Genomic DNA, 24,969 nt, shown 5'->3' on the forward strand with positions numbered 1-24,969 from the left:
GATAAATATATGAGTCGCAGGCAAAGCGCGGGCACGCCGACTCGAAACGGGCACACGGCGGGCACGAACTCGTTTACGATGGAGATATGACTGATTATGTTATGCCGACCCAGCCGCCGCGCGAAGGCTGGGATCTGCACTGCCATACGGTGTTCTCGGACGGCACGCGCACTCCGCGCCAGCTGCTCGAAGAGGCCCGTGACCGCGGTTTGCACGGCGTGGCGATAGCCGATCACGACACGACGGCAGGTTGGGAGCAGGCGATGCACGCCGCCGAAGAGCTGCATTTCCCGCTGATGCGCGGCACTGAGATAACCGCACAGTGCGGTTGCGTGTCGGTGCACATGCTCGCGTATCTCTATGATCCAAACAATCGTCAGATAAGCGAATTATTCGAAAAAACACGACGTGCACGCGTGGCTCGCACCAAAAGATGGTGGAGTTGCTGTCGAAAGACTACCCGATCACTTGGCAGAGTGTGCTTGAGCAGGTGAAAGAGGGGAGCCGCACCACAATCGGCCGCCCGCATATCGCTGACGCGCTCGTTGCCGCCGGCGTCTACAAAGACCGCAGCGAAGCGTTCGCGCACGCCGTTCGCACGGGTAGTAAATACTACATTCCAACGCCGTCGCCGTCTGCTTCGGAAGTGGTGAATGCGGTGAAAGATGCGGGTGGTGTCAGCGTTGTGGCGCATGCCGCCGACCCGAGCCGCAATCTCACGCTGCTCTCCGACGCGCAGATCGAAGAGCTCGCCGGCGAAGGACTCGGCGGACTTGAAGTGTGGCATCGCGGCAACCCCGAGTCGGAGCGCGCGCGTTTGCTCGAGCTCGCGGAGCGCTACGATCTGCTCGTCACCGGCGGTTCGGATTGGCACGGCGCGGGCAAGCCGAACGAACTCGGCGAAAATCTGACCGATGACGCCACCGTGCGAGAAATCGTGAGACGCGGCGCGATCTCACTGTGTGACTAGCCGGTATTAACGCGCAATAATTTGCGTGCAATACATAAAATAAAAGTGCTGAATATCTCATACTGAGATATTCAGCACTTTTGTAAAGACAAGAAAAATTAATCAGTCCGCGAGATTGCCGAAGCCGACAGTGTGACGCTGCTCGGAGCCGATGATCACATAACCGAGCGAATCAGCGGGCACAACAAAGCGACGATCCTTGTTGTCGGTCAGCACGATCGGCTTGTGCTCTTCGAGCGCGCGATCGATCGTTGCGGTGACTTCCTCGGCTGCTTCGTCGGTGGTGAACGTGACGGTGCGAGCGACGTTCTGAATGCCGATTTCGATGTCCATAATGTTCCTTTCAACAGGTTGATTCCTGCTATATACAAGTTGCCGGAAGCTGAACTTATTTCAGCGTGCGCGTATTTACCCGCATTGCTGAACGCGGTTACACGCGGCGGAATCAGCCGCGCGTATCATCGTCGTCATCCTGCGAGTCGGGCGTCACGGCCGGAGTGCCCGCCGACGATGCCGGACGAACGTTCTCCAAGCCGGCGCGCGCGTCGCGCATCGCCTGCTCCTCGCGCTCGAGCAGCGGAATCACCGTGGTCTGCGCGTCGCTGTCGCTTCGCGCGACATTGCTGGTCGCGGTGGAATTAGTCGCTGGCTCGGCAGCATACGTGCCGCTGTTGGTGTCGTCGGTTTCGTACTGGTAATCTTCCTCGCGCACGATGCGCGTGCCGCGCGAGGAGCTGTCGTTGATGCCGATGATCAGCGTTTCGCTGGAGAGCACGGGGGAGCTGTTCGTATTATCGGCGTCCTGCGCGTTTGTGACATTGGTTGCGCCGGTGTTTGTGGCGTGTGCGGCGTCGCGGTTTTCGATCACTTCGGTGTAGGAGACGCGATGATCGCCGGTGATGTCGGACTCGTTCGTCGAATCGTCGGCGAACTCGCCGGACGCGGTGTTACGCGAATTATCGCGCAGCAGCGTGTTGACGGTGACGGTGCTCGGGGCACTGGCCGACGCGCCGGAAGCGTTGGAAGCAGGGCGCGCCGTGTTCGCCCGCGACGAGCGCGCGGAAACACCGAGTTTGTGGGCGAGCCTGTCGACCTGCACCTTGAATTCCATGATGCGCTCGTTGTCGCCCGCGTTCAGCGCCTTGATGAAGTCGCCGACCTGCTCCATCTGCACCCACAGATTGGCACGCAGCATGATCAGGTCGTCGAGACGATTGCCCAACACACGGCCATACGCGGTGATGACGGCGTTGCGATGCGTTTCGTCGAGCTTCGAGAACACCCACGCCAAATCGCGGGCGGGATCGTTGATCTGCATGTCTTGCCAGTTGGTGATCGCCGTGATCGACGAGCCCGAATAGATCAGGTCACCATCGGAAAAACCGCCATGAACGGGGCGCGTGGAGAACGACCAGAGTCCCTCTGTTTCCATAATTGCTGCCCAACGGCTGGTGATCTCAGGCGGCACGTGGCCGGCTTGACGCAGGCGCTTGATCCACGCGGTGAGCTGCGCGTGAATCTGGCCGGTGGTGAACACCGGATAGTGTGCGTTCGTGATGAAATCGGGGCGCAAACGGTGAATCGCGCCGATGGCCGTGCCAAAACTCGTGCAATCGTCGAGCGTCAGCAGGTCGAGCGAACGGGTGACGCCATCGGGATGCGTGGTGATGAGCACGGAAGCGTCTTCAGGGCCGTTCTTGCCAGCATGGAATGCCACCACATGCTCGGTGGCGAAGCCGAGTCCGGCGAATTCACGTGAACGATCCACCACCTGTGCGGCACGACCACGTGCCAGCAGGCGCTTCTTACCGCGCGCATCGAATGCCGCATACACGTTGAACAGACGTCCGCGCGTGTCTTGCACCACGGCTTGTTCGATGCCGACCGCGCGATCGGTGTCGTTATCTTGCTCGCTATCGCGCACACCGGCCACAGACACGCTTGGCATAGCCGCCGAAGCCAAGGCCGCCAACTTGAAATTGCTTCGCTCACTCACACTGTTATCATGACATGTAGCTAGTACAAAATCCAATGATTGCAACGCTTTACGTTAGTTGTGAACGCGTGCGTGCGCACTGTTGCGACCAATGCACACAGGTCGTGAGGGGCGCGCTTGATGACACATATATATTGGTCGGGGAAAGAAACGGACACGCCATGAAGCCCGCTTCACCTGTCGGCGCGAGCGTGGCACAATGGCGACATGAGTGAATCGGCGAACGAGATATTGGAAGGACTCGACGAGTCCCAGCGCGCGGCGGCGCAGTCGGTGGACGGCCCCGTGCGCATCGTCGCCGTGGCAGGCGCGGGCAAAACGCGCACGATCACCCGCCGCATCGCCTACGCATGCGCAAGCGAGCAGTGGGATGCGAACCGCGTGCTCGCAGTGACATTCTCCATCAAAGCCGCCAACGAAATGCGCGAACGACTCGACGCACTGCACGTGCCTGCCGGAGTGCGCGCGTCGACGTTCCACTCCGCGGCACTGCGGCAGATGCGCGAAGCATGGCCGCAGATATGCGAAGGCCCGTTCCCCGAAGTCGCAGACAGCAAAGAGCCGCTCGTCTCACGCGCGCTCTTCCGATTCTCCAATCAGGAGCCGCTCAAGCAGGCGGTGGCAGACGTGGGGCAGGAGATCGACTGGTGCAAGGTGTCGCTCGTCGATTCGAAGAACTATGCGCGCGTCTGCGCAGCCACGCATCGCCAGCCACCGGCAGGGCTCGAACCCGAGCAGTTCGCGCAGGTGTACGACCAATACGAGGCTGAGAAAACGTCGCGCATGCAAATAGATTTCAACGACATTCTGCTGCTTGCATGCCATGTGCTCAACGCGTTCCCCGACGTCGCTGAGCAGATTCGCCGCAGCATCGGCTGGCTGACCGTCGACGAATACCAAGACGTGTCGCCACTGCAACACCTGCTGATGAAGAACTGGCTCGGCAGCAATCGCAACGTGTGCGTGGTGGGAGATCCGGCGCAGACGATCTATTCGTTCGCCGGCGCGACGAGCTATTACCTCGAGTACTTCGCCAAAGAGTTCGAACCGCTCGCCGCCGACATCGCGTTGAGCACCGATTACCGTTCCGTCGCGCCGATCGTCGGTTACGCGAACCGCGTGCTCGCACAGTCGCAGTTCCGCGATGGCTACATCAAACTCAACTCGGGGCGCGACGGCGGCGCTCGCGTGATCAGTCACATCTACGACAGCGACGCGCAGGAGGCGCAGGCCGTCGCCGTGCAAATACAACGCATCATCGCGCACGGCGGCAAGGCAAGTGACTGCGCGGTGCTCACGCGCGTCTCGGGGCAGCAGGCGATTATCGGTCAGGCTCTGCGCGCCGCCGGCATTCCCTACCAAGTGCGCAGAAACTCGGGGTGGCAGTCGTCGGCGCTCGCCGGACCGGTCGCGGCGAGCACGTCGAACGAAGGTGTGGAAAAACTCGGTGTCTCCGCGGGACGTGTGACGATCTCGACGATCCACGCCTCAAAAGGCTTGGAATACAAGCATGTGTTCGTTGTCGGCTTGTCGGACGGGTTGCTGCCATACAAGCCTTCCACCGACGCGCAGAAAGTGGAGGAGGAGCGGCGCGTGCTGTATGTGGCGATGACGCGCGCGGAAGATACGCTGCACCTGTCGTTCGCGAAGCGAGCCGACGAGCAGACGGCATACGTGCGCCAGCTGAGCCGCTTCCTACATTAGTGAGATTAATTATATTAGTAGTTATTATTCGTTATTGTGATTATTTATTTACTTCAGTTATTGTAAATATGAGATAATAATTATTTATAATAATATATAAAAACGTGGGGCTTTACACTAGTTCAGTGTGAAGCCCCACGTTGTATGTCAACAAGTGACTATCAGTTGAGATCAGTCATCGGCAGGAGTGTCGCTCGGCGTTGACGGAGCGGAATCAGAGCCGCCATCACCACCGTCGCCATCGCCTGAATCGCCGTTGGCGTTATCGTCACCAGCATTGTCGGCATCGCTGCGTTCGCCGTCATTGCCAGCGTCTGAGTCGGTAGCGTCGCCATCATCAGCGGATTCGTCGAGCAGCTTGCTCAGCTCGGCGTCCCAGTCGATCGAGTCTTTCGCGGGAGCGGAATCCGCCTCGGTGTTCGCGTTCTCCTGCGCGTCGGCGTCGTCGGTCTCGGCGGCGAGCTGCGGCAGCAGATCGGGGTGCGACCACATCGCGTCACGAGCCTCAATGCCTTGCTCGGCGGTGATCTTCTCCCACAGCTGGGCAGCTTCGCGCATGCGCTTCGGGCGCAGCTGCAAGCCGATCAAGTTCTCGAATGTGCGTTCTGCAGGGCCTCCGACAGCGCGCTCGCGGCGCATCATCTCACGCAACTGGTCGATGTGCGGCAGGTGCGCCATACCAGCGCGCCACATCACGCAATCCACCCAGCCCTCGACGAGAGCCAGCAGATTCTCGAGCGAACGCATCGCGTCCTTCTGCTCCGGAGTGTCTTCGCTCATGCCCACGTTCGTGAGATTCAGAGCGCCCGACAGCGAATCCGGGTCGAGTCCATCGGCGTCACGCAACTCGTCTTCCATCGCGTCCAAGTCAATCGTGATGCCGCGCGCGTACTTGCCGAGCAGCGCCTCGAAACGCGGCATAAGCCACGGCACGGTTGCGAACAAGCGGGCGTAAGCCTCCTCGTGCAGCGCAAGGAACGTGGTCACCTCGTCCTCATCGAGTTCCAGGGACTTCGCGTATTCCTTGACATTCTGCATGATCAAGCCGCCAGCTGGATTCTTCAGCAACGCCAAGCCTTGGTCGAAGCTGCCGCGCACCTCATGCGAGAGCGCGCCTGCGGCATTGCCGAGCTGCATGCTGAACGTCGCCTTCGCAAGCTGCCTCATCAGCTTCTTCGGGTCGCGCATGTTCTCAGGAATCGGAATCGGGATCGGACCGGCGAACATGCCGGTGATCTCGCCGCCGAACTGGTCGCCCAAGCGGTCGTTGATCACATCGTTCATCGCGTCGCACATCGACGACGCCACAGGTGCGGCGAACTTCGCCCACTGGTCGATCGTGCCATCGATCCAACTCGTGCGCGTCAACGCCTCGGCGTCACCGGCGACGGGGTTGAACTCGGTCGCCGTGTCGAGCCACAGATTCGACTCGGTCATCGCGCGGCGCATCGTTTCGCCGTCGGTGGCGGTCACCACCGACTCGCTCGAGGAATCGCTCGTGTATTGATGGGCGATCGTCTTCGCGATGTTCACGTCGACCGCGGCGTCACTGGCATTGCCGGCGTCTGCGCTTGCTTCGGCAGCGCCGTCAGCACCATTAGCTTGTGCGTCGGCAGCCGCACTGCGGAATCCGGCTGGCACGTGAGCGTCACCGTTCGCGGAGCCACCCATGTTCATACCGTTCATGCCGCCCATGCCGAACATCGACGCGGCCGTCGAATCGCCACCCATGAACATCTGCATCATCTGCTTCATCTGCTCAGGGCTCGGCAGCGCCGACGGATCTTGACTCATCAGCTGGTCACGAAGCGATTCCGGCAGTTGCGACAGCTGTTCGTACGCCTGCTCGCCCTGCTCTGGGCCAAAGCACTCAATGAGCCATTGGCGGATCGCATCTTCACTCATACGCTGATCCTTCCTTACAAGTATTCATTCTTAGACTTCTAGCATTTCTACTCGCAATCGCGGGGAAATATTCCAGTTCGCGGTATTCGTGCCGCGCGCCGAAGCTGCGGTGGGTGCGGTGAACCATAATATGAAGCTATGAACCAAGCGAATACTGCAGCAGACGACGAACTCACGCCAGAGACGCCAAGCGAAACCGGCGGCAAGCGAAGCGTGTTCGCCCGCCTGCGCAAACGGTGGAGCGGCAGGCCGAAGCGCTATTTCATCGGCATGCTCACCGTGCTCATTGCAGTGGTTCTGCTCGCGTTGCCGAGTCCGTACGTGGTCGAGATGCCCGGGCCGACGGCGAACGTGCTCGGGGAGAGCGGCGGCAAGGAAGTCATCACGATCAAAAACGCGAAGACCTACAAAGACTCCGGCAAACTGCTGCTCACCACAGTGAACGCGAGCGGTGTGCCAGGCTACGAAACGTCGAATTTCTGGGCGTTGGTCGGCTGGCTCAACCCGCATATGAACGTGCTGCCCAGCGAAGCGGTGTTCCCGGTGGGGCAGAGCAGTGAGGAATACAACGCCGAATCGAAGAAAGACATGGATTCCTCGATGAACTCGGCGATCACCGCTGGCGTCGCATACGCAAAGAAACTCGGCGTCACCGATGTGAAGGACTCCGACGTGTCGATGCACATCGACGACATCGGCGGTCCCTCCGCCGGCATGATGTATGCGCTTGGCGTGGTCGACAAACTGACCCCGCAGAATGAGGCGAACAATGTGACCATCGCCGGAACCGGCACGATAAGCGACGACGGCACAGTGGGCAAAATCGGCGGCATCGACCTGAAGATGATCGGCGCACGCAATGCCGGCGCCACATGGTTCTTGGCACCCGCCGACAACTGCGACGAAGTGGTGGGGCACGTGCCAAGCGGCTTGCGCGATGTGAAGGTGTCGACGCTGGCTGAGGCGTATGAGGCGATCACGAAAATAGGCGAAGGCAAGGCGGACTCGCTGCCACACTGCACCGTCACCGCAAGCAGCACAGCGAACAGCACCGACAGCTCCAGCGAATCGAACAAATAATATTTTCGGTTTGCGCGCGTTTGTCAACGCGTGTTTGAGAAGTGAACGGCTGTTTTCCGCTCTGTTCAATGGCTTTGGTATATTGGCGAGCGTGAATCAAACAGCATCAGAAAGCGCTGAGGAATTCGGCTTCCACGATGGCGACCTGGTCCAGGAATGGCTCTGGGACGACGACGTGGATGACGCGATCAGAGAGAAAATCGAAAAGCTCACCGGTGAAGATTTGGTTGACGAGGACTATGATTCCGCCGTCGACGGGCGATCATCTGGTGGCGTGACGGTGATGATGAAGATGAACTTTGCGACACGATCGTCGACGCCTACGCCGTTCTGGGGCAAGATGGCCCGTTGTGGGTGCTGACCCCGAAGCCGGGACGCGATGGAGCTCCAAGCCCGAGCACTGTGCAGAACGCCGCGAAAACCGCGGGCATGAACGCAGCCACGCCGCTCACTGTCAGTGATGATTGGAACGGCATTCACCTGCGCGCGTTCGGCAAAGGCAAGTAATAGATACCATTTTTATTCACTGATTTCTCGCGACCTGTTAAATGTAACAGGTCGCGAGTTGCATATGTGAGCTTGCATATATCTATATAGAAAACGCTGCATAGGGAACACGGCGTGTCAGATAGCTGCGCAATATTGCGCAGCTCAGTAATACGTGATTTTGGCAAAACCCAAGAAAAAGTGGGCGATGAGGGATTCGAACCCCCGACATCCACCGTGTAAAGGTGGCGCTCTAACCAGCTGAGCTAATCGCCCGTGCGCACTCATAATACTCAAAAACGATTATTATGAACGAAACCACTATACATGATGGTGTGAAAAGCAACACGCTTCGCGTGCCTCTGCGCAATGCGGCGGGAATCGTTGAGTGAGAAGATATGCGTCACCGCGAGCATAATGAGTCGGTGAGTAATCTACAATAGGACTTGCACGAAACTCCATGTGACGCGAATATGTGAGTTTGCGTGGCAAATATTCTTGAGATTGGTATGGAAGGAACGTTGATGGCGCAGGCAAAGGAATCTGATAGCGCAACCACCACCATCCCGCACGTCGGAAAGCATTCGAGGGGCTATGATCCTCGCCAGGTCGACACGTTCCTTGAGCAGGCACATAAGGAATATGAGAGCGGCGGCAATTCGCTGACGCTCGCGGATATTCAGAACGCCTCGTTCTCGATGGTCAAGGGCGGGTATGTGCCGGCGGACGTGGATTCCAAACTCGACAGATTGAAGAACGTGCTGTGCGACCGCCAAACGCTCGCTGAGATCAACGAGGTCGGGCGCGTGGCTTGGAAGGCGCAGATGGAGTCGTCGCTGCACGAGCTCGAGCAGCACGCCGCGCGAGATCACGGCGCGCGCTTCGCCTCCGGGCAGAAGAAGCACCTCTCGTACAAGCGCAAGCAGGTCGACCGTTTGATCGACAACATCATGGACAAGGCGCGCTTCGAGCTCTCCGAAGTGACCGCCGACGGTTCGAACGCGCAGGCGGGCGAGGATCCGTTCCCGAAGATCAACTCGAAGTCTGTGGAAGACGTGGCGTTCACCGTGCAGAAGGGTGCGCGCGGGTACGAGCAGCGGCAGGTGGATTATTATCTCGCCGCCTGCGCGGATCTGCTCAATCAGCTCGAATCATACCGTCGCCTTGACGAAGACGGCAGCATATCCGCGCCGTCGATCACCGAGACTGTGACCGAAACGGAGACGGTGACCGAACCGGCAGATGGTGTCAAACCACTGTTCCCAGACGTCGCGCAAACTCAGGCGACGGTGACGATGACTACTGCGGAAGCGCCGCAGTCCACGACTTCCGACGGTAGTTTCGACGAACTGCACCGCGCTGAAGAGGCTATTTTCACCGCCGACAGCAGTTCCGCGTCGCCGGTGAGCGAGCCGACCGGAGTGAGCACGCCGAGTTTTCCGAACATGCCGACGGCTTCGGTGACCGTTTCCGAGGAATCCGCTCCGACCGAGACGATCGCACCGGTCACGGTGGAAACGCCGTCTGCCAGCACGCTTGGCTCCGGCATGCGCGCCGCAAACCAGACTTCGCTGTCGTCTATTCAGCCGATCACACCGGCTCCGCGTTCGGTTCCGCAATACCAGCACGCTGTGCAGCCAACGCCGTCGACCGACACGTCGACTGCGCACACCGCGGCACCGAGCACGCATGAAACCACTACCGCACCTGCGCAGGCTGCGCCGGTTTCCACTCCGTCAGCATATGCTCCTGCTTCGCATACGGAGACCGCCGCTTCGCCGGCAGAACCGGCTTCCTCAACTGCGCCGACCGCTTCAGCGGCCACTGCTCCCGCCTCTTTTGTGCCGAGCAGCAGCGAACACGCCACGCAGGTGGATCCGGCTTCGCCGTCTCCGTCGCTCTCTTCGCTCGCTTCTCTTGCCGAGCACACGTCGACGATTCCAGAGACCACGCATTCCTACGAAGGCGCGAAATCTCTGCTTGACACGCTTTCCGTGCCGAAGCTCTCGAGCGTGTCGATTCCCGACTTGCCAATGCCGAGCTCCTCGAACAGCGCCGATCCCGGCAATGGTGACGCTGCTTCGGCCGGCTCATCTTCAGACGACGATGATCCGGTTCGCCGCTACATGCGCGAGAACCAGATGAACATCGACATTCCGGATCTCGCGTTCCCCGACACGACGGACGATCTGCCGTCGCACGGCTCGAATACAGCGAACAATCAATGATTTCCAAACTCCAATAGCACTGCTGCATGCGCTGACATGCAGCAGTGCTATTACAATATTGCTTCGGTATCGCCCAACTGAATCGGTGAGCGGCTTGTGAGACCGTCGCCGAACAACACTGGGCATCGGGTGAATTCGAACACTATCTCACCTCACCAGATTGCAAACGAGGTATGTAACTTCATGCAAGAAGAGCATCAGAACGTCATTATTCTCGGATCCACCGGATCCATCGGCACACAGGCGCTCGACGTGATCGCACGGCATCGTGACCGTTTCGAAGTGGCAGGCTTGGCCGCAGGCGGAAGCCACGTCGACATGCTCGCCGAACAAGCCGCCACGTTCAACGTTCCCGTCGTGGTCGTCGCGGATCCCGCGGCAGTGAAACCGCTGCGCGAGGCACTGGACGCACGAGGAGCACAGGCGACCCAGATACGAGCGGGGCAACGCGAAGTGGTGGCGCTCGCTGGAATCGGCGCGCCCGTCGTGCTCAACGGCATCACGGGATCCATCGGCTTGGAGCCATCCATCGCCGCATTGCAGGCGGATTCGCAACTCGCGTTGGCGAACAAGGAATCCGTGGTCGCTGGCGGCCACCTGCTGTTTGACGCCCAAACGCGCGAAAACCAGATCAACCCGGTGGATTCCGAACACTCCGCCATCTGGCAGAGCCTGCGCTCCGGCACCCATGCCGAGGTCTCGAAACTCATTGTCACAGCATCGGGCGGACCATTCCGCGGTTGGACGCGCGAGCAGATGCGGAACGTCACCCCGCAGCAGGCCCTGAACCACCCGACGTGGAACATGGGCCCTGTGGTGACGATCAATTCGTCGACGCTGATGAACAAGGGCTTGGAAGTGATCGAAGCCAGCCGATTGTTCGACATCGCGCCAGACAACATCGAAGTGACCGTGCATCCGCAATCCATCGTGCATTCGATGGTTGAATTCCGCGATGGCGCGACGATCTGCCAGGCATCGCCGCCCGACATGCGCCTGCCGATCGCCCTTGGCCTCTCCGCCCCCGATCGCATGGGGAATGTTGCCAAGGCATGCGATTGGACGAAGGCGGCGGAATGGACGTTCGAACCACTCGACAACGAAGCGTTCCCAGCCGTCGACTTGGCTCGCAGATGCCTGAAGGCTTCGGAAAAGCACACAACGGTGCTCAACGCAGCCAACGAGCAGGCGGTGCACGCCTTCCTGAACGGCGTGATCGGCTATCTCGACATCGTGCCCACCGTCGCAGACGTGATCGATGCGATGGATGCGCAGTTGAGTGCCAAACCGCTATTCGAATCCGTGGAAGAGGTCGAGCAGCTCGAGCGTGAGGCTCGTGCGCGCGCCGACGAACATATCGCAACAATCGGAAAGACGAAGAATCTGTGATGACAGCAAACGAACAAGGGTTCCGCAAAACAGGCGAGGCTGCGATCAGCGAAAGCCCGCTGCACCCACGCCGCAAGTCACGCCGCATCATGGTCGGCCCCGTGCCGGTGGGCGGCGGCGCACCGATTTCGGTGCAGTCGATGACGAACACGAAAACCGCTGACGTCGGCGCGACGCTGCAGCAGATAGCCGAACTGACCGCAGCCGGCTGCGACATCGTGCGCGTGGCCGTGCCGAATCAGGAAGACGCCGACGCTCTGCCGCAGATCGTCAAAAATCGCCGATTCCGGTGATCGCCGACATCCACTTCCAAAGCAAATACGTGTTCGAGGCGATCGACGCCGGATGCGCCGCAGTGCGCGTGAACCCCGGCAACATTCGCAAATTCGACGAGGTCGGTCCGCAGATCTGCAAGGCCGCCACCGACGCCGGCATCTCGCTGCGCATCGGTGTCAACGCCGGCTCGCTCGACAAAGAACTGTATGCGAAATACGGTGGCCCGACGCCGGAAGCGCTCGTCGCCTCGGCGCTTAAGGAAGCCCACATGTTCGAAGACGTGGGATTCCATGATTTCAAGATTTCGGTGAAGCACCACGATCCGGTGACGATGGTGGAGACCTACCGCTTGCTCGCCTCCAAAGGCGACTGGCCGCTGCACCTCGGCGTCACCGAGGCAGGCCCCGCATGGCAGGGCACGATCAAATCATGCGTGGCCTTCGGAGCACTGCTGGCAGAAGGCATTGGCGACACGATCCGCGTTTCGCTGTCTGCACCGCCGGTCGAAGAAGTCAAAGTCGGTTGCAAGATCCTCGAATATCTGGGCTTGCGCCCACGCAAATTCGACATCATCAGCTGCCCGAGCTGCGGCCGCGCGCAAGTCGACGTGATCCACCTGGCAAACGAGGTCACCGAAGGACTCAAAGGCATCACCGCGCCGATCCGCGTCGCCGTCATGGGCTGCATCGTCAACGGTCCGGGCGAAGCGCGCGAAGCCGACCTCGGTGTGGCATCGGGCAACGGCAAAGGCCGCATCTTCATCAAAGGTGAGGTGGTCGAAACGGTTCCCGAAGACCAGATCGTGGAGACACTGCTCAAATATGCGCGCGACATCGCCTCGAAAATGGAAGGCGACGAAGACGGCATGGCCACCGGTCCGATCGTCATGCCGATAACCGAACAATAATCGAGCAAAAGCAACGAACAGTAATTCGCATGCCGAGCACTGCGCGCAAGCAGTGCTCGGCATTACTCAACAGTGAGCAGTTCAGTAATACTGCAACTACTGATCTTTAGAAAAGTTTCGTCGATTCGATAGGATCGTGAGCGTGGAACAACGTCAGTCTCAGCACACAAGCGCGCAGGAGCAAGCGCCGCAGTTCAGCCGGTCCCGCAGATTGATGATCAAACTGCCGATCTTCATCATTCTGCTCGGCATTCTGGTCATGGCGTCGAACTACACAAGTCTGCCGATCGACAACTCACCGACCGGGCAGACGTTCTCCACACTCACATCAGACACGTCGGTCACGTTCGACACGACGCAAAACTCCCATCGAACGGCACCTACAAAGTTCACGAATGGCATCAGAGCATCGACGCGAAGCGCCCAAGCACAGGTGAGATCCAGAAGATCAACATCGCATTCCGTGAGCCACAGAACGCGGGCAAGAATCTGCCAGCGATGATCTTCCTGCACGGAGCGGGCTACGGCACGTGCGACAACTCGTTCGGCGACATCGCCAGCGCCATGTCGTCAGCGGGATTCGTGACCGCCGTCATCGACAAGCCGGTGTGGTCTACGAACGATCTGACGCGAGACTACCCAGGGTCGGCCGCGATCTACGATCAGGTGATCAACATGATGCGCGGATTCAGTAACGTGGATGCGAAGAAAGTGGGACTCTACGGCACGTCGGAAGGCACGTGGATCGCCTCATATCTCGTGGAGCAAGACAAAGACATCGCCTTCCAGGTTCTGCTCTCGCCGATGGTGTTCTCACCGCGCCACGCGCTCGGATTCCTCGCCGTGCAGGATTTCGCGCTCGTCGGTGCGAACGAAGGCTACCAGTCGATCGTGCGCCGCGTGTTCTCGCTCGACGGCGAAATGTTCGGCATGCACAACTTCGACATCAGCACGAACACCCCAACCTCATACAGCATCCCAACCCTCGTCGCATACGGTTCCAAAGACGTGATGACCGCGCAGGTGCAGGGATTCAAAGACATTCTCGAGCAAGCGCATAAGGCGGGCAACTACGACGTTACGTTGCGCAGCTACCCAATCGCCAACCACGTGCTGCGCCTCGGAGACGAGGCGATGGAGGGCACGCCGTTCGCCGACACCTACGTCGCCGACACTGTGTCGTGGGCAGTCGGCACGTCGCGAGGACTCACACAGACGAGCGAAAAAGTGGCGGGAACCTCGCTGTACCAGTCGATCAGCGTGCCATATGAGCTGCACGCGAGGCCGGCGATGACGACCTACGGCTGCATAGTGCTCGGACTCAACCTGCTGATGATGCTCGTCTCGCTCGTGCTGCTCATCGTGACGCTCGTGCGCGCGATCGTGCGCCGCGTGCGCCACAAGCCGCACACAATGGGCATGAACCGAGAGTTCGCGCGCGCACTGCGATTCGTGACGATCATGACGATATCCGCCGGATTACTGTTCCTCGGCGGGTTCGCGGAAGTCGTCATGGCGGTCGTCGAGCTCGCGTGGGGCAAAGCCCCCGCAGACAGCGCCGGCATGATGTATTGGAGCTGGCCGGTCACGCAGCTCGTGTGCGTGGTCGTGCTGTGGACGTGGGCGTCGATGTTCGAGCACATCATCGAGATCGCCTCGCAACGCGGACTCCTGCAATGGCCCATCAAGCGCGGCACCTGGCATGCACTCGCGCACAACGAAGATCCGATCATCGCGCAGACGCGTTTCGGCCGCGTGTTCTTCTGGATCATCGCATTCACGATGTTCACGATGCTGATGTGCTTCGCGTTCTGGGGACTCTTCAGGTTCTCGTAAAAATATGTAGCTTGGCGATAACTGAGAAATGGCACTGTATCGAGACGAAGCGGTGGTGTTGCGCACCGCGAAACTTGGCGAGGCGGACCGCATCATCACGATGCTCACCAAAGAGCACGGCAAAGTGCGCGCCGTAGCAAAAGGCGTGCGCAGAACAAAATCGCGTTTCGGAGCGCGGCTCGAACCGTTCATGCGCGTCGACCTGCTGCTCAACGAAGGCCGCACATTCGACAGCATCCGGCAGGCGGAGTCGCTCGCCGCGTATGCCGCCGGAATAACCGGCGACTACCGCAGCTACACCGCGGCGAATGCGATGTGCGAAACGGCGAGCGACCTCTTCGCCGCCGAGCATGAGCCGGCGCCCGCGCAATATCGCTTGCTCATCGCCGCGCTCGGCGCGCTGAGCAGACATGCGCATGATGCGCAGGCGATCAGTTTGTCGTATATTCTGCGCGCCATGGCACTGGCTGGCTGGACCATTCGGCTCGACTCGTGCGTCGTGTGCGGCAGGCAGCAGATCTCATATTTCTCCGCGCCAGCCGGCGGAGCGATGTGCGCGGACGACCGCACACCCGACGCCACGCGCGTGGACGAGCGCGTATTCGCACAATTGCGCGCCCTCGAACAGGGGGACTGGCAGAGCGTCGACGAGCTGCTGCCGATCGACGCACGCACCGAGAACATCGTGCGCGAATGGGCGCAGTATTATCTCGAACGACCGATTCGTTCGCTAGGCTTGCTAGATTGAAACCATGGCTTTTGATGCAGTGGACTACAAATCGTTGAGCGTGCCGGCAGCGCCGTTCTCCGACCCGACGATCATTCCGAACTTCCCGAAGAACAAAGTGCCACGTCACGTGGGCGTGATCATGGACGGCAACGGCAGATGGGCGCAGCAGCGCGGACTGATTCGCACCGAAGGGCATCAGGCCGCCGAACCAGTGGTGTTCGACACGATCGCCGGTGCCATCGAAGCCGGCGTGCGCTACCTGAGCCTCTACACGTTCTCCACCGAGAACTGGAAGCGTTCGCCACAGGAGGTGCGCTTCCTGATGGGCTTCTCGCGCGACATCATTCACCGACGTGTCGCGCAGATGGACGAGTGGGGCGTGCGCGTGCGTTGGTCAGGGCGTCGCCCGAAGCTATGGAAGTCGGTTATCGACGAGCTCGAAGTGGCGATGGAACGCACGAAGCACAACAAAGTGATCGACGTGGTGTTCTGCATCAACTATGGTGGCCGTGCCGAAATCGCCGATGCCGCAGCCGCGATCGCGCGTGAAGTGCGCGACGGCAAGATCAAGGGCGATCGCGTCACCGAGAAGATGATCTCCGAGCATCTCTACAATCCCGACATCCCAGACTGCGATCTGGTGATCCGCACGTCCGGCGAACAACGCACGAGCAACTTCCTGCCGTGGGAGGCCGCCTACGCGGAACTCGATTTCGTGCCCGAACTGTTCCCCGACTGCGGTCGCGAGGTGCTGTGGGGCTCCATCGACCGCTATATTCATCGTGATCGTCGTTTTGGTGGTGTTAAATAACTGTTTTACTTCGCGAGATAGGTGTCTGTGGCGAGGTCCTTTGACTGCGGAGCCGTTGTCACCACGTCACCGTTCGCGTCGGTGTATGCATCAGATTGCGCAAGAAAATCAAAGTATTGCTGCGTGCCGTCGTAGTCGATCGCGCCGAACGTCTGCTCGCCGGAGTTGATCTTCGCGCGGTCGCCCCAATACTCGCCGTCGATAATCATCTTCATCGACTTTTTGACGAGCGCGATGTCGAGATTCGCTTCGGGCGCCTCGTCGACGAGAATCTGCGCGGCCTCGTCACCATGCTCGTACGCGTACTCGTAGCCGCGTTGTGTGGCCTGCACGAATTTCTTCACCAAGTCCGGGTCGCTGGAGATGATCTTGTTGCTGGTGATCACGCCGATCGAATCGGCATTGCCCGGCACGCCATAATCCGGTTCGGTGAAGCAGCGCAGTTCAGGGCCGTTCAGTTCCGCCTGCACACCCTCCCACGTCGAGTAGAATCCGCCGAAATCAGCGCGGCCGGAAGTCAACGTCTGGAAAGTGGATGTGCCGACGGTCACTTTGTCGAATGTGCCGGTGCCGCCATCGGTCTGAATCATGCGACGCACCACGGCATCCGACTCGCTCGACCCAAAAGTGGCGAACGTCTTGCCGTCGAAATCGCGCGGCCGGTGAATCGCACCGTTCGACTTCAGCGCGCACCAGATGGCGCTTGGCTTCTGCTGCACCTGCATCACCTGCTTGAGCTGCGCGCCCTTCGTGGCATATGTGCTCACATTGGTCAGCGTCGACAGCGAGAAATCAGCGACGCCGTTGTTCACCGCCTGCTCCGCGCCGGACTGCGCGACTGCCACGACGTTCACATTGAGTCCGGCCTCACGGTAATACCCCTTGTTTTTCGCCACATACACGCCGATATGGTTCGTGTCGGGCGCCCACCACAGCATGAACGTGACGTTGCGCAAACCGTTGGCATCAGTGCTCGCGGCGGAACCGCAGGCCGCGCTCGCGAACACCGTGCACAAAGCGAGCACGAGTGCGAGCAGACGGCGAACTGCGCGGTGGGAGGCGGTGCTGAAAGAGAGCATAAGTATTCCTTGAATAGAAAATAAAATTATTATTTATGTATTATTTGTTATTTGCTTACTGCGCGTCGGCATCTGGGTCAGCGTCGGAATCCGGCGCCCCGAGCAGCAGGCGTTCGACGGCGTGCACGAGAAGCAGCAGTATGCCGGTGATGACGATGATCACCAGCGTCGCCGCGAAAATACGCGGTGTTTGGAACGAGTTGTATGCCGCCTGCAACCAAATGCCGAGACCGCTGCGCGCGCCGAGATATTCGGCGGTGGCGGCGGTGGCGAACACGTAAGCGGCGGAGACGCGCACGCCGCCGAAAATCTGGCGCGCTGCCACACGCAGCTCTACGTGGAACAGCGTCCATGCGCGCGAGGCGCCGCAGGTCATCGCGACGTCGGCATAGAACTGCGGCACGGCTTGCAATCCGCGCATCGTCTGCACGACAATCGGGAAGATGGCGAACACGGCGACGAGCACGATTTTGCCGATCGGCTCGAAACCAAACCAGATCAAGAACAGCGGTGCGATCGAGATGAGCGGCAGCGTCTGCGCGGCGGTGAGCAGCGGGAACAGCGCGGAATACGCGGTGCGTGAGCAGTGAATGCCAATGCCGAGCAGCACACCGAGCACGCAGGCGATCAGGAAGCCGCACACGCCCTCCATCGCGGTCATGCAGGTGGCGGGCCACAGCGTCGGCCAGGAGCGCACGGTTGCGGAGATGATTTCGGTGGGGGAGGCGATCATCGTGGTCGGAGGGTGCGCCACATCAACCCAGATCTGCCAGATGGCGAGCAGTACGACGACGGTGATGACGGTGGGTAGATACTTGCGCGCCGCGCTTCGCGTCGCAGTGCGGGCCGTGTCGTGTGGCGATATGCGCAAAGAGCCTGAAGCCAATGTGCACCTTACTTTCTGCATCATGCGATGCCGCAAGGTTGCCGGCTTCAGGCAGCAAGGTGAGGAGTCTACCGCCGCGCAACCAGAAAAGTTACTCGTGTTCGAAAACAAGCGAACAGTATAGCCCCGACCATGGGCATTGACAAGGCATGGTGAAGATTCACAAAACGGTGGCGAGCGCCGGCATGCGCGGCGCTCGCCACCTGTGGATTGTGCGCAATGGTGGAGTCTCTATTCCAGGCCGATGGATTTGAGATTATGCAACGTAAGGGAGGGGACGGACGTTGTTCCCGATTCCGATACGAGTCGCACCGCGCGGTCTCCGCCGTTGGGGAACGAATATGAGCTCATGGCATGGCGGCCGCCGTTCACATACACTTCCACGCAACCGCGGTCGATGAACACCCGAAGATCGAGCGTGTCGGAGGCGAGCTCGTCTTCACCGAGCACCGCCACGCGGTAGCCCTTGTCTCCGTTGGCAACATTCTGACGGTCGATCACGACTCCGCCGATTTGCGCGTCGAACACGATGGCCGTGTAATGGCCGTCCCCCGTGGCGTGCACGTGCAGGCCGGTACGTTCGGCACTCGTATGTGCAAGGTCGAGGGTCATCTCGATCTCCAGGGCGCCGCCGTCATCGTCGAGAATCGTGGCGCTTTGGTTCGTGCCGAGTTCAAGCGTGTCGAAACCGACATTGTTTTCACGTAGCCCGGTCATTTCCTCAACGGGTGCGGTGCGGAGCGTGCCATCGTCTCCGAGCGTGATCTGCCGTGGAAGCGTCAGATTGCCGCACCAGCCGTCCTCCTCCATCGGAATCGGCGTGACGAATGGGCTCATCCATCCGTACATGATCTGCCTGCCGTCGGCGTTAAACGACTGCGGGGCGTAGAAATTATGCCCCTCATCCCATGGGCGGAACTCGGTTTCCGGTATGAAGGAGCCTCCTGGTTCCCATGCGCCCACGATGTAGCCGGCGTTGTTCACGTTGCGATTCCTGAACCCGTGTGGCTTCGCACCCATGGCCGAGAAGCCGATGACCCATTTCTCATTGCCGTGGGGGTCCCGGATGGGGAAGAAATCGGGGCATTCGAGCATGAACACGTTCGGATCCGGATGTTCGAACAGCACGCGTTCAAAACTCCAGTGCACCATGTCCTCCGACGTGTACAGCCACATCTGGCCGCGTTTGCTTTTCGAGGAGACGCCGAAGGTCATGTACCATGTGTCCCCCGTCTTCCACACCTTCGGATCGCGGAAGTGATGATTCACTTGGTCGGTGGGCAGTCGATGATCATGCCTTCCTTGGTGAAGGTTTTCAGATTCTCGTCATTTGGCTTGGCGAGCATCTGCACCTGCCAGTCGCCCCCGGTGTTGTCTTTGCCATTCGCCCAGCGATGGCCCGTGTAGAAGAACCACGGTTTTCCGTCATCGCCGATCACGGCAGAGCCGGAGAACACACCATGGCGTTCCTGCTCGAGGCTGGGGGCGAAGGCGATTGGTTCACGGCGCCAGTCGACCATGTTGGCGGAGGAGACATGCCCCCAGTGCATCGGGCCCCATTGCGTGCCGTACGGGTGCAGTTGGTAGAACACGTGCCAGCGGCCATTCACGCGGCAGAGTCCGTTCGGGTCATTGATCCACCCGCCATCGGAGGCGATGTGGATCTTCGGGTACCATCGGTCGTTGCGCGTGGCTCGCATGCTCGCCACGCCGGCTTCTGCGCGTGCTAGCTGTTCGGCGTGATCGGCGATCGGGGTGAATTGAGGAATCTCGTACGCGGTGTTCGGGGTTGATTCCATGATGAATCCTTCCATGAGAAACGAATGGGGGTGTGCGGTCTGAAAGCGTGGGGAAAGACGGACGGCTACATGTCTTCGGAATCCGCGGCGAGAATCGTTTCGTCGGCGGCGAGTGTCGGCTTCTTTTGGGAGTCGCGGATGAACGGATCTCCGTCCACCTGCTGGTCGTCTCGTTTGATCACGAAGAAACCGTAGATCGTGGCGGCCAGGACGATGCCGGAAATCGTAAGGAACGTCGTACGGTCTCCCATGCGGTCGTGCAGCATGCCGAGTGGCGTGGAGAACACTACCTGCCCGATCTGCGAGGCGATTTGGAATCCCACCATGTAGAGCGTCGCCGAAAGCTTGGGATTGAAATGAAGCGTGAAGTAGCGGAATGCCGGCAGGCAGAACAGTGGCACTTCAATGGCGTGGAACATCTTGACGATTGAGATGGCCACCGGATTGTGGAAGATGCCGCACAGTCCGATGCGCAGGAACATGACCGTGGCGCCGAGCAGCAGCGCATTGCGTACGCCGATCTTGCGCATGATGATCGGCACGACTCCCATCATCGCGGATTCGCAGAAGACCTGCACTGAGTTGAGCATGCCATACACGGTGTTGCCGGTGGCTTCGTTGGCGAACAGTGAGGCGTAGTAGGTGGGGAACATCTGCTGGTCGAACACGGTATAGAACGTGTTGGTGAGCAGCATGAACACGATGAGCACCCACAGGGCTGGCATGCGCAGCACGTGCAGCATGTCCTTGAGCGAGGGGCTGGATTGCTCCGCGCTCGGCTCGTCAGACTGCTTGATCGCCTCGCGTTGCTCCGCCGGATACCACGTGAGGTACACGATGAGCATGCCGACTCCGAACGCGGAGCCGATCCAGAAGTTGATCATCGGGTTGATGTTGAACACGATGCCGGCCACGAGCGCCACAATGGCATAGCCGAACGAACCCCAAGCGCGGGCCTGGCCGTATTCGAATCCGAACCGGCGGCTATAGCGTTCGGTGAGGGCCTCGATGAGCGAGCATCCCGCCATGAACCCGGCGGACAGCACGATGGAGCCTATGAGCGCGGCGGCCATCATGTTCACGCTCATGAGAGGCGCATACACGAATTGCACGAATGGGCCTATGAGCGCGGCGATGACCGATATGGCGAGTACAAGATGCCTCTTCAGTCCGAGCTTGTCTTGGAGGATGCCGTACCCGAACATGAGCAGCAGCGTGGCCAGGGAGTTGATCGAGTAGATCGTGCCCACTTCGGCGCCATTGAGACCCATGGAATTGAGCCAGCGCTGGAAGAACGACCACCAGATGCCCCATGAGCAGAAGAACAGGAAGATTCCCGTTGAGCTTTGCAGATACGATGGATTGCGCCATATCTTGGCATTTGATTGTGTGCTTGCCATAAAAACCTCATTGTTTTCGGTGCCTTGCGGCAGATGATGGGGGAGGAAACGGGCGATCGGTTCGAACTGAATAGTTGCCTTTTTCACCTGGTTGATTTCCTTGTACCTATGACTATAATTCGTCAAACGATTGACGTCAAACGATTGACGTTTGTGGTGCGCAAAAATGGATCTCGCTGAAACGATTAATGTCAATCGTTTGACGGATTAGCGTGCCCTCACCGAATCATTTGCTGTGTGATGCACGGCGTGTCGCAACGGAGCCCTTCTCGATCAGCGTGCAATGAATCCGCACGGGTGATGGAGTGTTGAGCGGTGGCATCATCGCCGTCGTATGCGGCCATGCGTCTTCGTTGATGGGTCGTTTCTCTATTTGCGAGACCAACTTGTTCGCCGCCCAGTAGCCCATCTCGTAATGGGGCAGCTCGATCGTGGTCAGCTCTGGATCCAAGGTTTCGGCAAAAACGCGGTGGTTGTCGACTCCCACCACACTCAGGTCATGTCCGATGGTGAGTCCACGCCGTGCGGCCGATTCATACACATACCAGGCGCGTGCGTCATTGAAGCAGAAGAAACCGTCTGGTTGCTCGGCGTCGAACAGGTGCTCCACGGCCTGCAACGCCGGACCGTTGTTGAGCACGTCGCAGATCAGACGCTCGTTCGGCGTGCGCCCTGCATCTTCCAATGCTTGGCGGTAGCCGGATAAGCGGCCCGTTTGGGCGATCATCGGCTCGGTGCACCCTATGTAGGCGATGCGCTCGCATCCGGCTTCCACGAGTCGGGTGGTTGCGTCGTAGCCGATGCGAAGCTCGTCGGGCTCCACCGAGGGGAACCGGTTCGTCTCATCGGTCGCATCCACCAACACAAGCGGGAACTCGGCTAGGGAATCAGGGATGTCAACCACACGGTTCGACATGGCGGAATAGAGGAAGCCGTCCACGCCGTAGCGCTTCAACGCGCGTATTTCAGATTCTATCGCCGTGGCATCATCGCCGCTTACCGTGAGCAGCATATAACCGAGTTCGCTCAAGGCGTCCTGTGCGCCTTGAATCATGCCGCCCGCATACGGTGTGGTGGCTACTTGTACGCTTATGAAGCCGATCATACGGGTCTTGTTCGTGCGCAGGGATCGGGCCAATGCGTTCGGCTGGTATCCCATCTGACGTGCCGTTTGGCGAATGCGTTCGGCAACGGCAGGCTTGATGCGCCCTGCATCGTGGCCGTTGAGCACAAGCGAGACCGAGGAAACGGAAACTCCCGCCGCCTGCGCGATTTGCTTCATAGTAGTCATGGTTCAAGCTTAGGCCCACCCGGACGATGTGCATCATCCAACGCACAGCGTCCGGGTGGGCCTAAAACCACATTGCCGGGTATATGGCATGTGATCGACCGTATTCGACGGTTCCGGTTTAGCAGTTCTTCGAACCGTCGATGATGTTGTCGACGAGCTGCTGCTTTTCGTGAATCTGCCCGCTGAATCCGGGGCGAATGTCGAGTTTGAGCGTCACGCCGGTGCGATAGCCCTGCTCTGCGAGCTTCATCGTCGCGTCACGCACCACGCGCAGCACGTCATCGAGATCACCTTCGATGTTCGTGAACATCGCGTTCGTCTCGTTCGGCAAACCGGAGTCGCGGATGACGCCGATGGCTTGCGCCACATATTCGCTCAGTTCGGAGCCGACGCCACTCGGGGCGATCGCGACTGCAGCGACGGTGTTGATGATCGGCTTGCCGGTGGTTTCGTCAATGGGGACTTGCTGGGTGACGGCATTGCGGTCAATCGTGCCGGGCATACTTTTCTCCTTTGTGTCAGCAGTTCGGTGACTCACGGCGGCTCAGTGCATGGTCCAGGCATGGTCCATCGGACCGTGACCTGCGCCAAGGTTGAGATTCGCGCGCAACGCGCCGCTCAAATATGCCTTCGCATCGGTGATCGCATCTTCAAGCGATTCGCCCAGTGCCAGGTATGAAGCGATGGCGGAAGACAATGTGCAGCCGGTGCCATGCGTGTTCGTGTTGTCGATATGCTCGCCTTCGAACCACGTGGTGCGGCCGTCTGGCAATGCCAGAACGTCGTTGGCGTCGTCGACGCCGTGGCCGCCCTTGACGAGCACGGCGATGCCGTAGTCTTTGGCCAGTTGAACGGCTGCCGTCTCCATGTCGGCATGGTTGCCGATCGGCATTTGCGCCAGCACCTGCGCCTCTGGAATGTTCGGCGTGATCACGGTGGCGATGGGGAAGAGCTCCTTGATCTCTTCAGCGATCGTGTCGTCGGCGGCAAGGCTCGAACCGGAGGTGGCGACCATCACCGGGTCGACGACGATGTTCGAAGCCTCATGATCCTTGAGCTTGCGAGCCACCATCTTGACGGACTCCACGCCCACGATGACGCCGATCTTCACGGCGCTCGGGCGAATGTCGTCGAACACCGAATCGATCTGCGCGCCCACCATCTTCGGGTCGACGGCGGCGATCTCCTGCACACCCTTCGTGTTCTGGGCGGTGATGCCGGCGATCACGCATTCGCCGAACACGTCGTTGGCGAGCATCGTCTTCAGATCCGCAGGAACGCCAGCGCCACCGGACGAGTCGGTCGTGGCGATCGTCAGCACGGCAGGCAACTTCGTGGCGGAATGCTTGCGATCGGCATAGCGCACTGTTTCGTCACCGCGAATGGCGGTCCAATTGTCAACGAGTTCGCGTGCCGCCTGCTCAGGGTCAGCTGCAGCGGCGATGGCAGAAACGACGAACCAACCGTCGGCCTTGGTTTTGGCGAGCATCGGAATGTCGTCGATCTTCACGCCGCCACCGACGATCAGCGGGTATTTGCTGATCGTGCACATGGCGTCGATCGATTCCGCGTCAAGCGTCGTTGCCTCGCCGTTGCCGTCAAGCACTGCGCTGTCGGGCTTCGTGGCGGTCATGTGCAACGGGCCTGCGCCGATGTAGTCGATCGTGCCCGCTGGCAGTTCGTTCGCCTCGCGCACCTCGTCGACGGTGTTCGCCGACAATCCGATGATCGCGTCGGGGCCGAGCAGCTTGCGCGCCACAACGGGGTCGAGGTCATCTTGGCCGATGTGCACGCCATCGACTTTGATGCCCTGCTGACGGGCCTGCAAAGCGGCATCCACGCGGTCGTCGATCACGAACGCGACCGAATCGCTCACATGGTGACCGGCGATTTCGTTGGCGATATCGCTCGCCAAGCTGACGATTTGCGAAACGTCCTGCGTTTTGGCACGCAGTTGAACGAAGCTCACGCCACCATCCAGCGCTTTGGCCACCACGTCGAGAATCGGACGGTTGCCGCAGTCATCTGGGCCGACGACGAAATAGAAACGAGGATCGAAACGCTCACGGAGCGACGAATATGGGAAGGCTTTCATACACACCTGATTCTGTTATATATGCCGTTGCGCCAGCAGCCATGCGTCGTGATGCATGTACATCGCTCTAACGCCATGGCTGGCTGGGGGCACGCGGCTAT

Annotated in this window: 15 protein-coding genes, 1 tRNA gene and 6 pseudogenes; 10 read left to right on the top strand and 12 right to left on the bottom strand. The window is 59.8% G+C overall.

Translation table 11 applies throughout. The features are described from left to right. Positions 1-86 precede the first annotated feature (86 nt). A pseudogene (locus GSD1FS_RS00105) lies at positions 87-970 on the top strand (PHP domain-containing protein). 102 nt (positions 971-1,072) lie between these two features. Here the strand turns inward: GSD1FS_RS00105 and GSD1FS_RS00110 are convergent. Both GSD1FS_RS00110 and GSD1FS_RS00115 read right to left on the bottom strand, forming a co-directional pair. Further along, positions 1,073-1,303, bottom strand: a complete 231-nt coding sequence (locus GSD1FS_RS00110) for a DUF3107 domain-containing protein (RefSeq protein ID WP_155587863.1) — start codon at positions 1,301-1,303, stop codon at positions 1,073-1,075. A gap of 112 nt (positions 1,304-1,415) precedes the next feature. Then, entirely contained in the window at positions 1,416-2,918 is a 1,503-nt protein-coding gene (locus GSD1FS_RS00115; RefSeq protein ID WP_155588192.1) for a phosphotransferase, read from the bottom strand. A gap of 255 nt (positions 2,919-3,173) precedes the next feature. Here GSD1FS_RS00115 and GSD1FS_RS00120 point away from each other — a divergent pair, with 255 nt between their 5' ends. Further along, positions 3,174-4,670 carry an ATP-dependent helicase gene (locus GSD1FS_RS00120; protein ID WP_155587864.1) on the top strand — a complete coding sequence of 499 codons (1,497 nt, stop codon included), beginning with the start codon at positions 3,174-3,176 and terminating at the stop codon, positions 4,668-4,670. Between the two features lie 171 nt (positions 4,671-4,841). On the opposite strand, the gene GSD1FS_RS00125 is transcribed toward GSD1FS_RS00120, so the two are convergent. Continuing rightward, positions 4,842-6,575, bottom strand: coding sequence for a zinc-dependent metalloprotease (locus tag GSD1FS_RS00125; RefSeq protein WP_155587865.1), 1,734 nt, complete (start codon positions 6,573-6,575; stop codon positions 4,842-4,844). A gap of 138 nt (positions 6,576-6,713) precedes the next feature. Between GSD1FS_RS00125 and GSD1FS_RS00130 the strand changes: the two genes are divergently transcribed. Both GSD1FS_RS00130 and GSD1FS_RS00135 read left to right on the top strand, forming a co-directional pair. After that, the gene (locus GSD1FS_RS00130) at positions 6,714-7,655 is read left to right on the top strand and encodes a YlbL family protein (protein WP_155587866.1); all 942 of its coding nucleotides are present in this window, start codon (positions 6,714-6,716) and stop codon (positions 7,653-7,655) included. Between the two features lie 91 nt (positions 7,656-7,746). Continuing rightward, positions 7,747-8,162: pseudogene (locus GSD1FS_RS00135) on the top strand (DUF3052 domain-containing protein). A gap of 181 nt (positions 8,163-8,343) precedes the next feature. On the opposite strand, the gene GSD1FS_RS00140 reads toward GSD1FS_RS00135, so the two are convergent. Further along, a tRNA-Val gene (locus tag GSD1FS_RS00140) sits at positions 8,344-8,417 on the bottom strand. Between the two features lie 248 nt (positions 8,418-8,665). Here GSD1FS_RS00140 and GSD1FS_RS00145 point away from each other — a divergent pair. The 6 genes and pseudogenes from GSD1FS_RS00145 (at position 8,666) to GSD1FS_RS00170 (ending at position 16,318) form a co-directional block, all read left to right on the top strand. Next, entirely contained in the window at positions 8,666-10,369 is a 1,704-nt protein-coding gene (locus tag GSD1FS_RS00145; protein ID WP_155587867.1) for a DivIVA domain-containing protein, read from the top strand. A gap of 183 nt (positions 10,370-10,552) precedes the next feature. Further along, positions 10,553-11,758 carry a 1-deoxy-D-xylulose-5-phosphate reductoisomerase gene (gene dxr / locus GSD1FS_RS00150; protein ID WP_155587868.1) on the top strand — a complete coding sequence of 402 codons (1,206 nt, stop codon included), beginning with the start codon at positions 10,553-10,555 and terminating at the stop codon, positions 11,756-11,758. After that, a pseudogene (gene ispG / locus GSD1FS_RS00155) lies at positions 11,758-12,941 on the top strand (flavodoxin-dependent (E)-4-hydroxy-3-methylbut-2-enyl-diphosphate synthase). Before dxr ends, ispG begins: the two are co-directional and overlap by 1 nt. A 214-nt stretch (positions 12,942-13,155) precedes the next feature. Beyond that, positions 13,156-14,777, top strand: a pseudogene (locus tag GSD1FS_RS00160) (alpha/beta hydrolase family protein). A gap of 28 nt (positions 14,778-14,805) precedes the next feature. Continuing rightward, a complete protein-coding gene (recO, locus tag GSD1FS_RS00165; protein ID WP_155587869.1) occupies positions 14,806-15,525 on the top strand; it encodes a DNA repair protein RecO in 720 nt (239 codons plus the stop codon). 4 nt (positions 15,526-15,529) lie between these two features. Continuing rightward, on the top strand, positions 15,530-16,318 hold the full coding sequence (locus GSD1FS_RS00170; RefSeq protein WP_155587870.1) for an isoprenyl transferase: 789 nt from the start codon (positions 15,530-15,532) through the stop codon (positions 16,316-16,318). A gap of 5 nt (positions 16,319-16,323) precedes the next feature. Here the strand turns inward: GSD1FS_RS00170 and GSD1FS_RS00175 are convergent, their stop codons facing one another. The 8 genes and pseudogenes from GSD1FS_RS00175 to GSD1FS_RS10230 all read right to left on the bottom strand — a co-directional run. After that, the gene (locus GSD1FS_RS00175) at positions 16,324-17,397 is read right to left on the bottom strand and encodes an ABC transporter substrate-binding protein (protein WP_155587871.1); all 1,074 of its coding nucleotides are present in this window, start codon (positions 17,395-17,397) and stop codon (positions 16,324-16,326) included. Positions 17,398-17,452: 55 nt separating this feature from the next. After that, positions 17,453-18,268 (bottom strand): ABC transporter permease, encoded by an 816-nt coding sequence (locus GSD1FS_RS00180; protein WP_246165704.1) that lies wholly within the window; start codon positions 18,266-18,268, stop codon positions 17,453-17,455. A gap of 246 nt (positions 18,269-18,514) precedes the next feature. Then, positions 18,515-20,097: pseudogene (locus tag GSD1FS_RS00185) on the bottom strand (glycoside hydrolase family 32 protein). Between the two features lie 50 nt (positions 20,098-20,147). Beyond that, positions 20,148-21,482 carry an MFS transporter gene (locus GSD1FS_RS00190; RefSeq protein ID WP_155587872.1) on the bottom strand — a complete coding sequence of 445 codons (1,335 nt, stop codon included), beginning with the start codon at positions 21,480-21,482 and terminating at the stop codon, positions 20,148-20,150. 226 nt (positions 21,483-21,708) lie between these two features. After that, positions 21,709-22,773, bottom strand: coding sequence for a LacI family DNA-binding transcriptional regulator (locus GSD1FS_RS00195; RefSeq protein ID WP_155587873.1), 1,065 nt, complete (start codon positions 22,771-22,773; stop codon positions 21,709-21,711). Positions 22,774-22,891: 118 nt separating this feature from the next. Continuing rightward, the gene (locus tag GSD1FS_RS00200; protein WP_155587874.1) at positions 22,892-23,275 is read right to left on the bottom strand and encodes a thiamine-binding protein; all 384 of its coding nucleotides are present in this window, start codon (positions 23,273-23,275) and stop codon (positions 22,892-22,894) included. A gap of 42 nt (positions 23,276-23,317) precedes the next feature. Continuing rightward, positions 23,318-24,139 carry a bifunctional hydroxymethylpyrimidine kinase/phosphomethylpyrimidine kinase gene (gene thiD / locus GSD1FS_RS10225; protein ID WP_343030164.1) on the bottom strand — a complete coding sequence of 274 codons (822 nt, stop codon included), beginning with the start codon at positions 24,137-24,139 and terminating at the stop codon, positions 23,318-23,320. A 48-nt stretch (positions 24,140-24,187) separates the two neighbouring features. After that, a pseudogene (locus tag GSD1FS_RS10230) lies at positions 24,188-24,868 on the bottom strand (thiamine phosphate synthase); the annotation flags it as partial. Positions 24,869-24,969 lie beyond the last annotated feature (101 nt).

This window comes from Bifidobacterium canis, assembly GCF_009727065.1.
Classification (GTDB): Bacteria; Actinomycetota; Actinomycetes; order Actinomycetales; family Bifidobacteriaceae; genus Bifidobacterium; species Bifidobacterium canis.

Coding starts and splice junctions, on each gene's coding strand:
- dxr (WP_155587868.1), top strand. CDS start 10,553: ATGCAAGAAGAGCATCAGAACGTCATTATTCTCGGATCCACCGGATCC.
- GSD1FS_RS00130 (WP_155587866.1), top strand. CDS start 6,714: ATGAACCAAGCGAATACTGCAGCAGACGACGAACTCACGCCAGAGACG.
- GSD1FS_RS00170 (WP_155587870.1), top strand. CDS start 15,530: ATGGCTTTTGATGCAGTGGACTACAAATCGTTGAGCGTGCCGGCAGCG.
- GSD1FS_RS00200 (WP_155587874.1), bottom strand. CDS start 23,275: ATGCCCGGCACGATTGACCGCAATGCCGTCACCCAGCAAGTCCCCATT.
- GSD1FS_RS00120 (WP_155587864.1), top strand. CDS start 3,174: ATGAGTGAATCGGCGAACGAGATATTGGAAGGACTCGACGAGTCCCAG.
- GSD1FS_RS00115 (WP_155588192.1), bottom strand. CDS start 2,918: ATGCCAAGCGTGTCTGTGGCCGGTGTGCGCGATAGCGAGCAAGATAAC.
- GSD1FS_RS00145 (WP_155587867.1), top strand. CDS start 8,666: ATGGCGCAGGCAAAGGAATCTGATAGCGCAACCACCACCATCCCGCAC.
- GSD1FS_RS00195 (WP_155587873.1), bottom strand. CDS start 22,773: ATGACTACTATGAAGCAAATCGCGCAGGCGGCGGGAGTTTCCGTTTCC.
- GSD1FS_RS00125 (WP_155587865.1), bottom strand. CDS start 6,575: ATGAGTGAAGATGCGATCCGCCAATGGCTCATTGAGTGCTTTGGCCCA.
- GSD1FS_RS00175 (WP_155587871.1), bottom strand. CDS start 17,397: ATGCTCTCTTTCAGCACCGCCTCCCACCGCGCAGTTCGCCGTCTGCTC.
- GSD1FS_RS00110 (WP_155587863.1), bottom strand. CDS start 1,303: ATGGACATCGAAATCGGCATTCAGAACGTCGCTCGCACCGTCACGTTC.
- GSD1FS_RS00190 (WP_155587872.1), bottom strand. CDS start 21,482: ATGGCAAGCACACAATCAAATGCCAAGATATGGCGCAATCCATCGTAT.
- recO (WP_155587869.1), top strand. CDS start 14,806: ATGGCACTGTATCGAGACGAAGCGGTGGTGTTGCGCACCGCGAAACTT.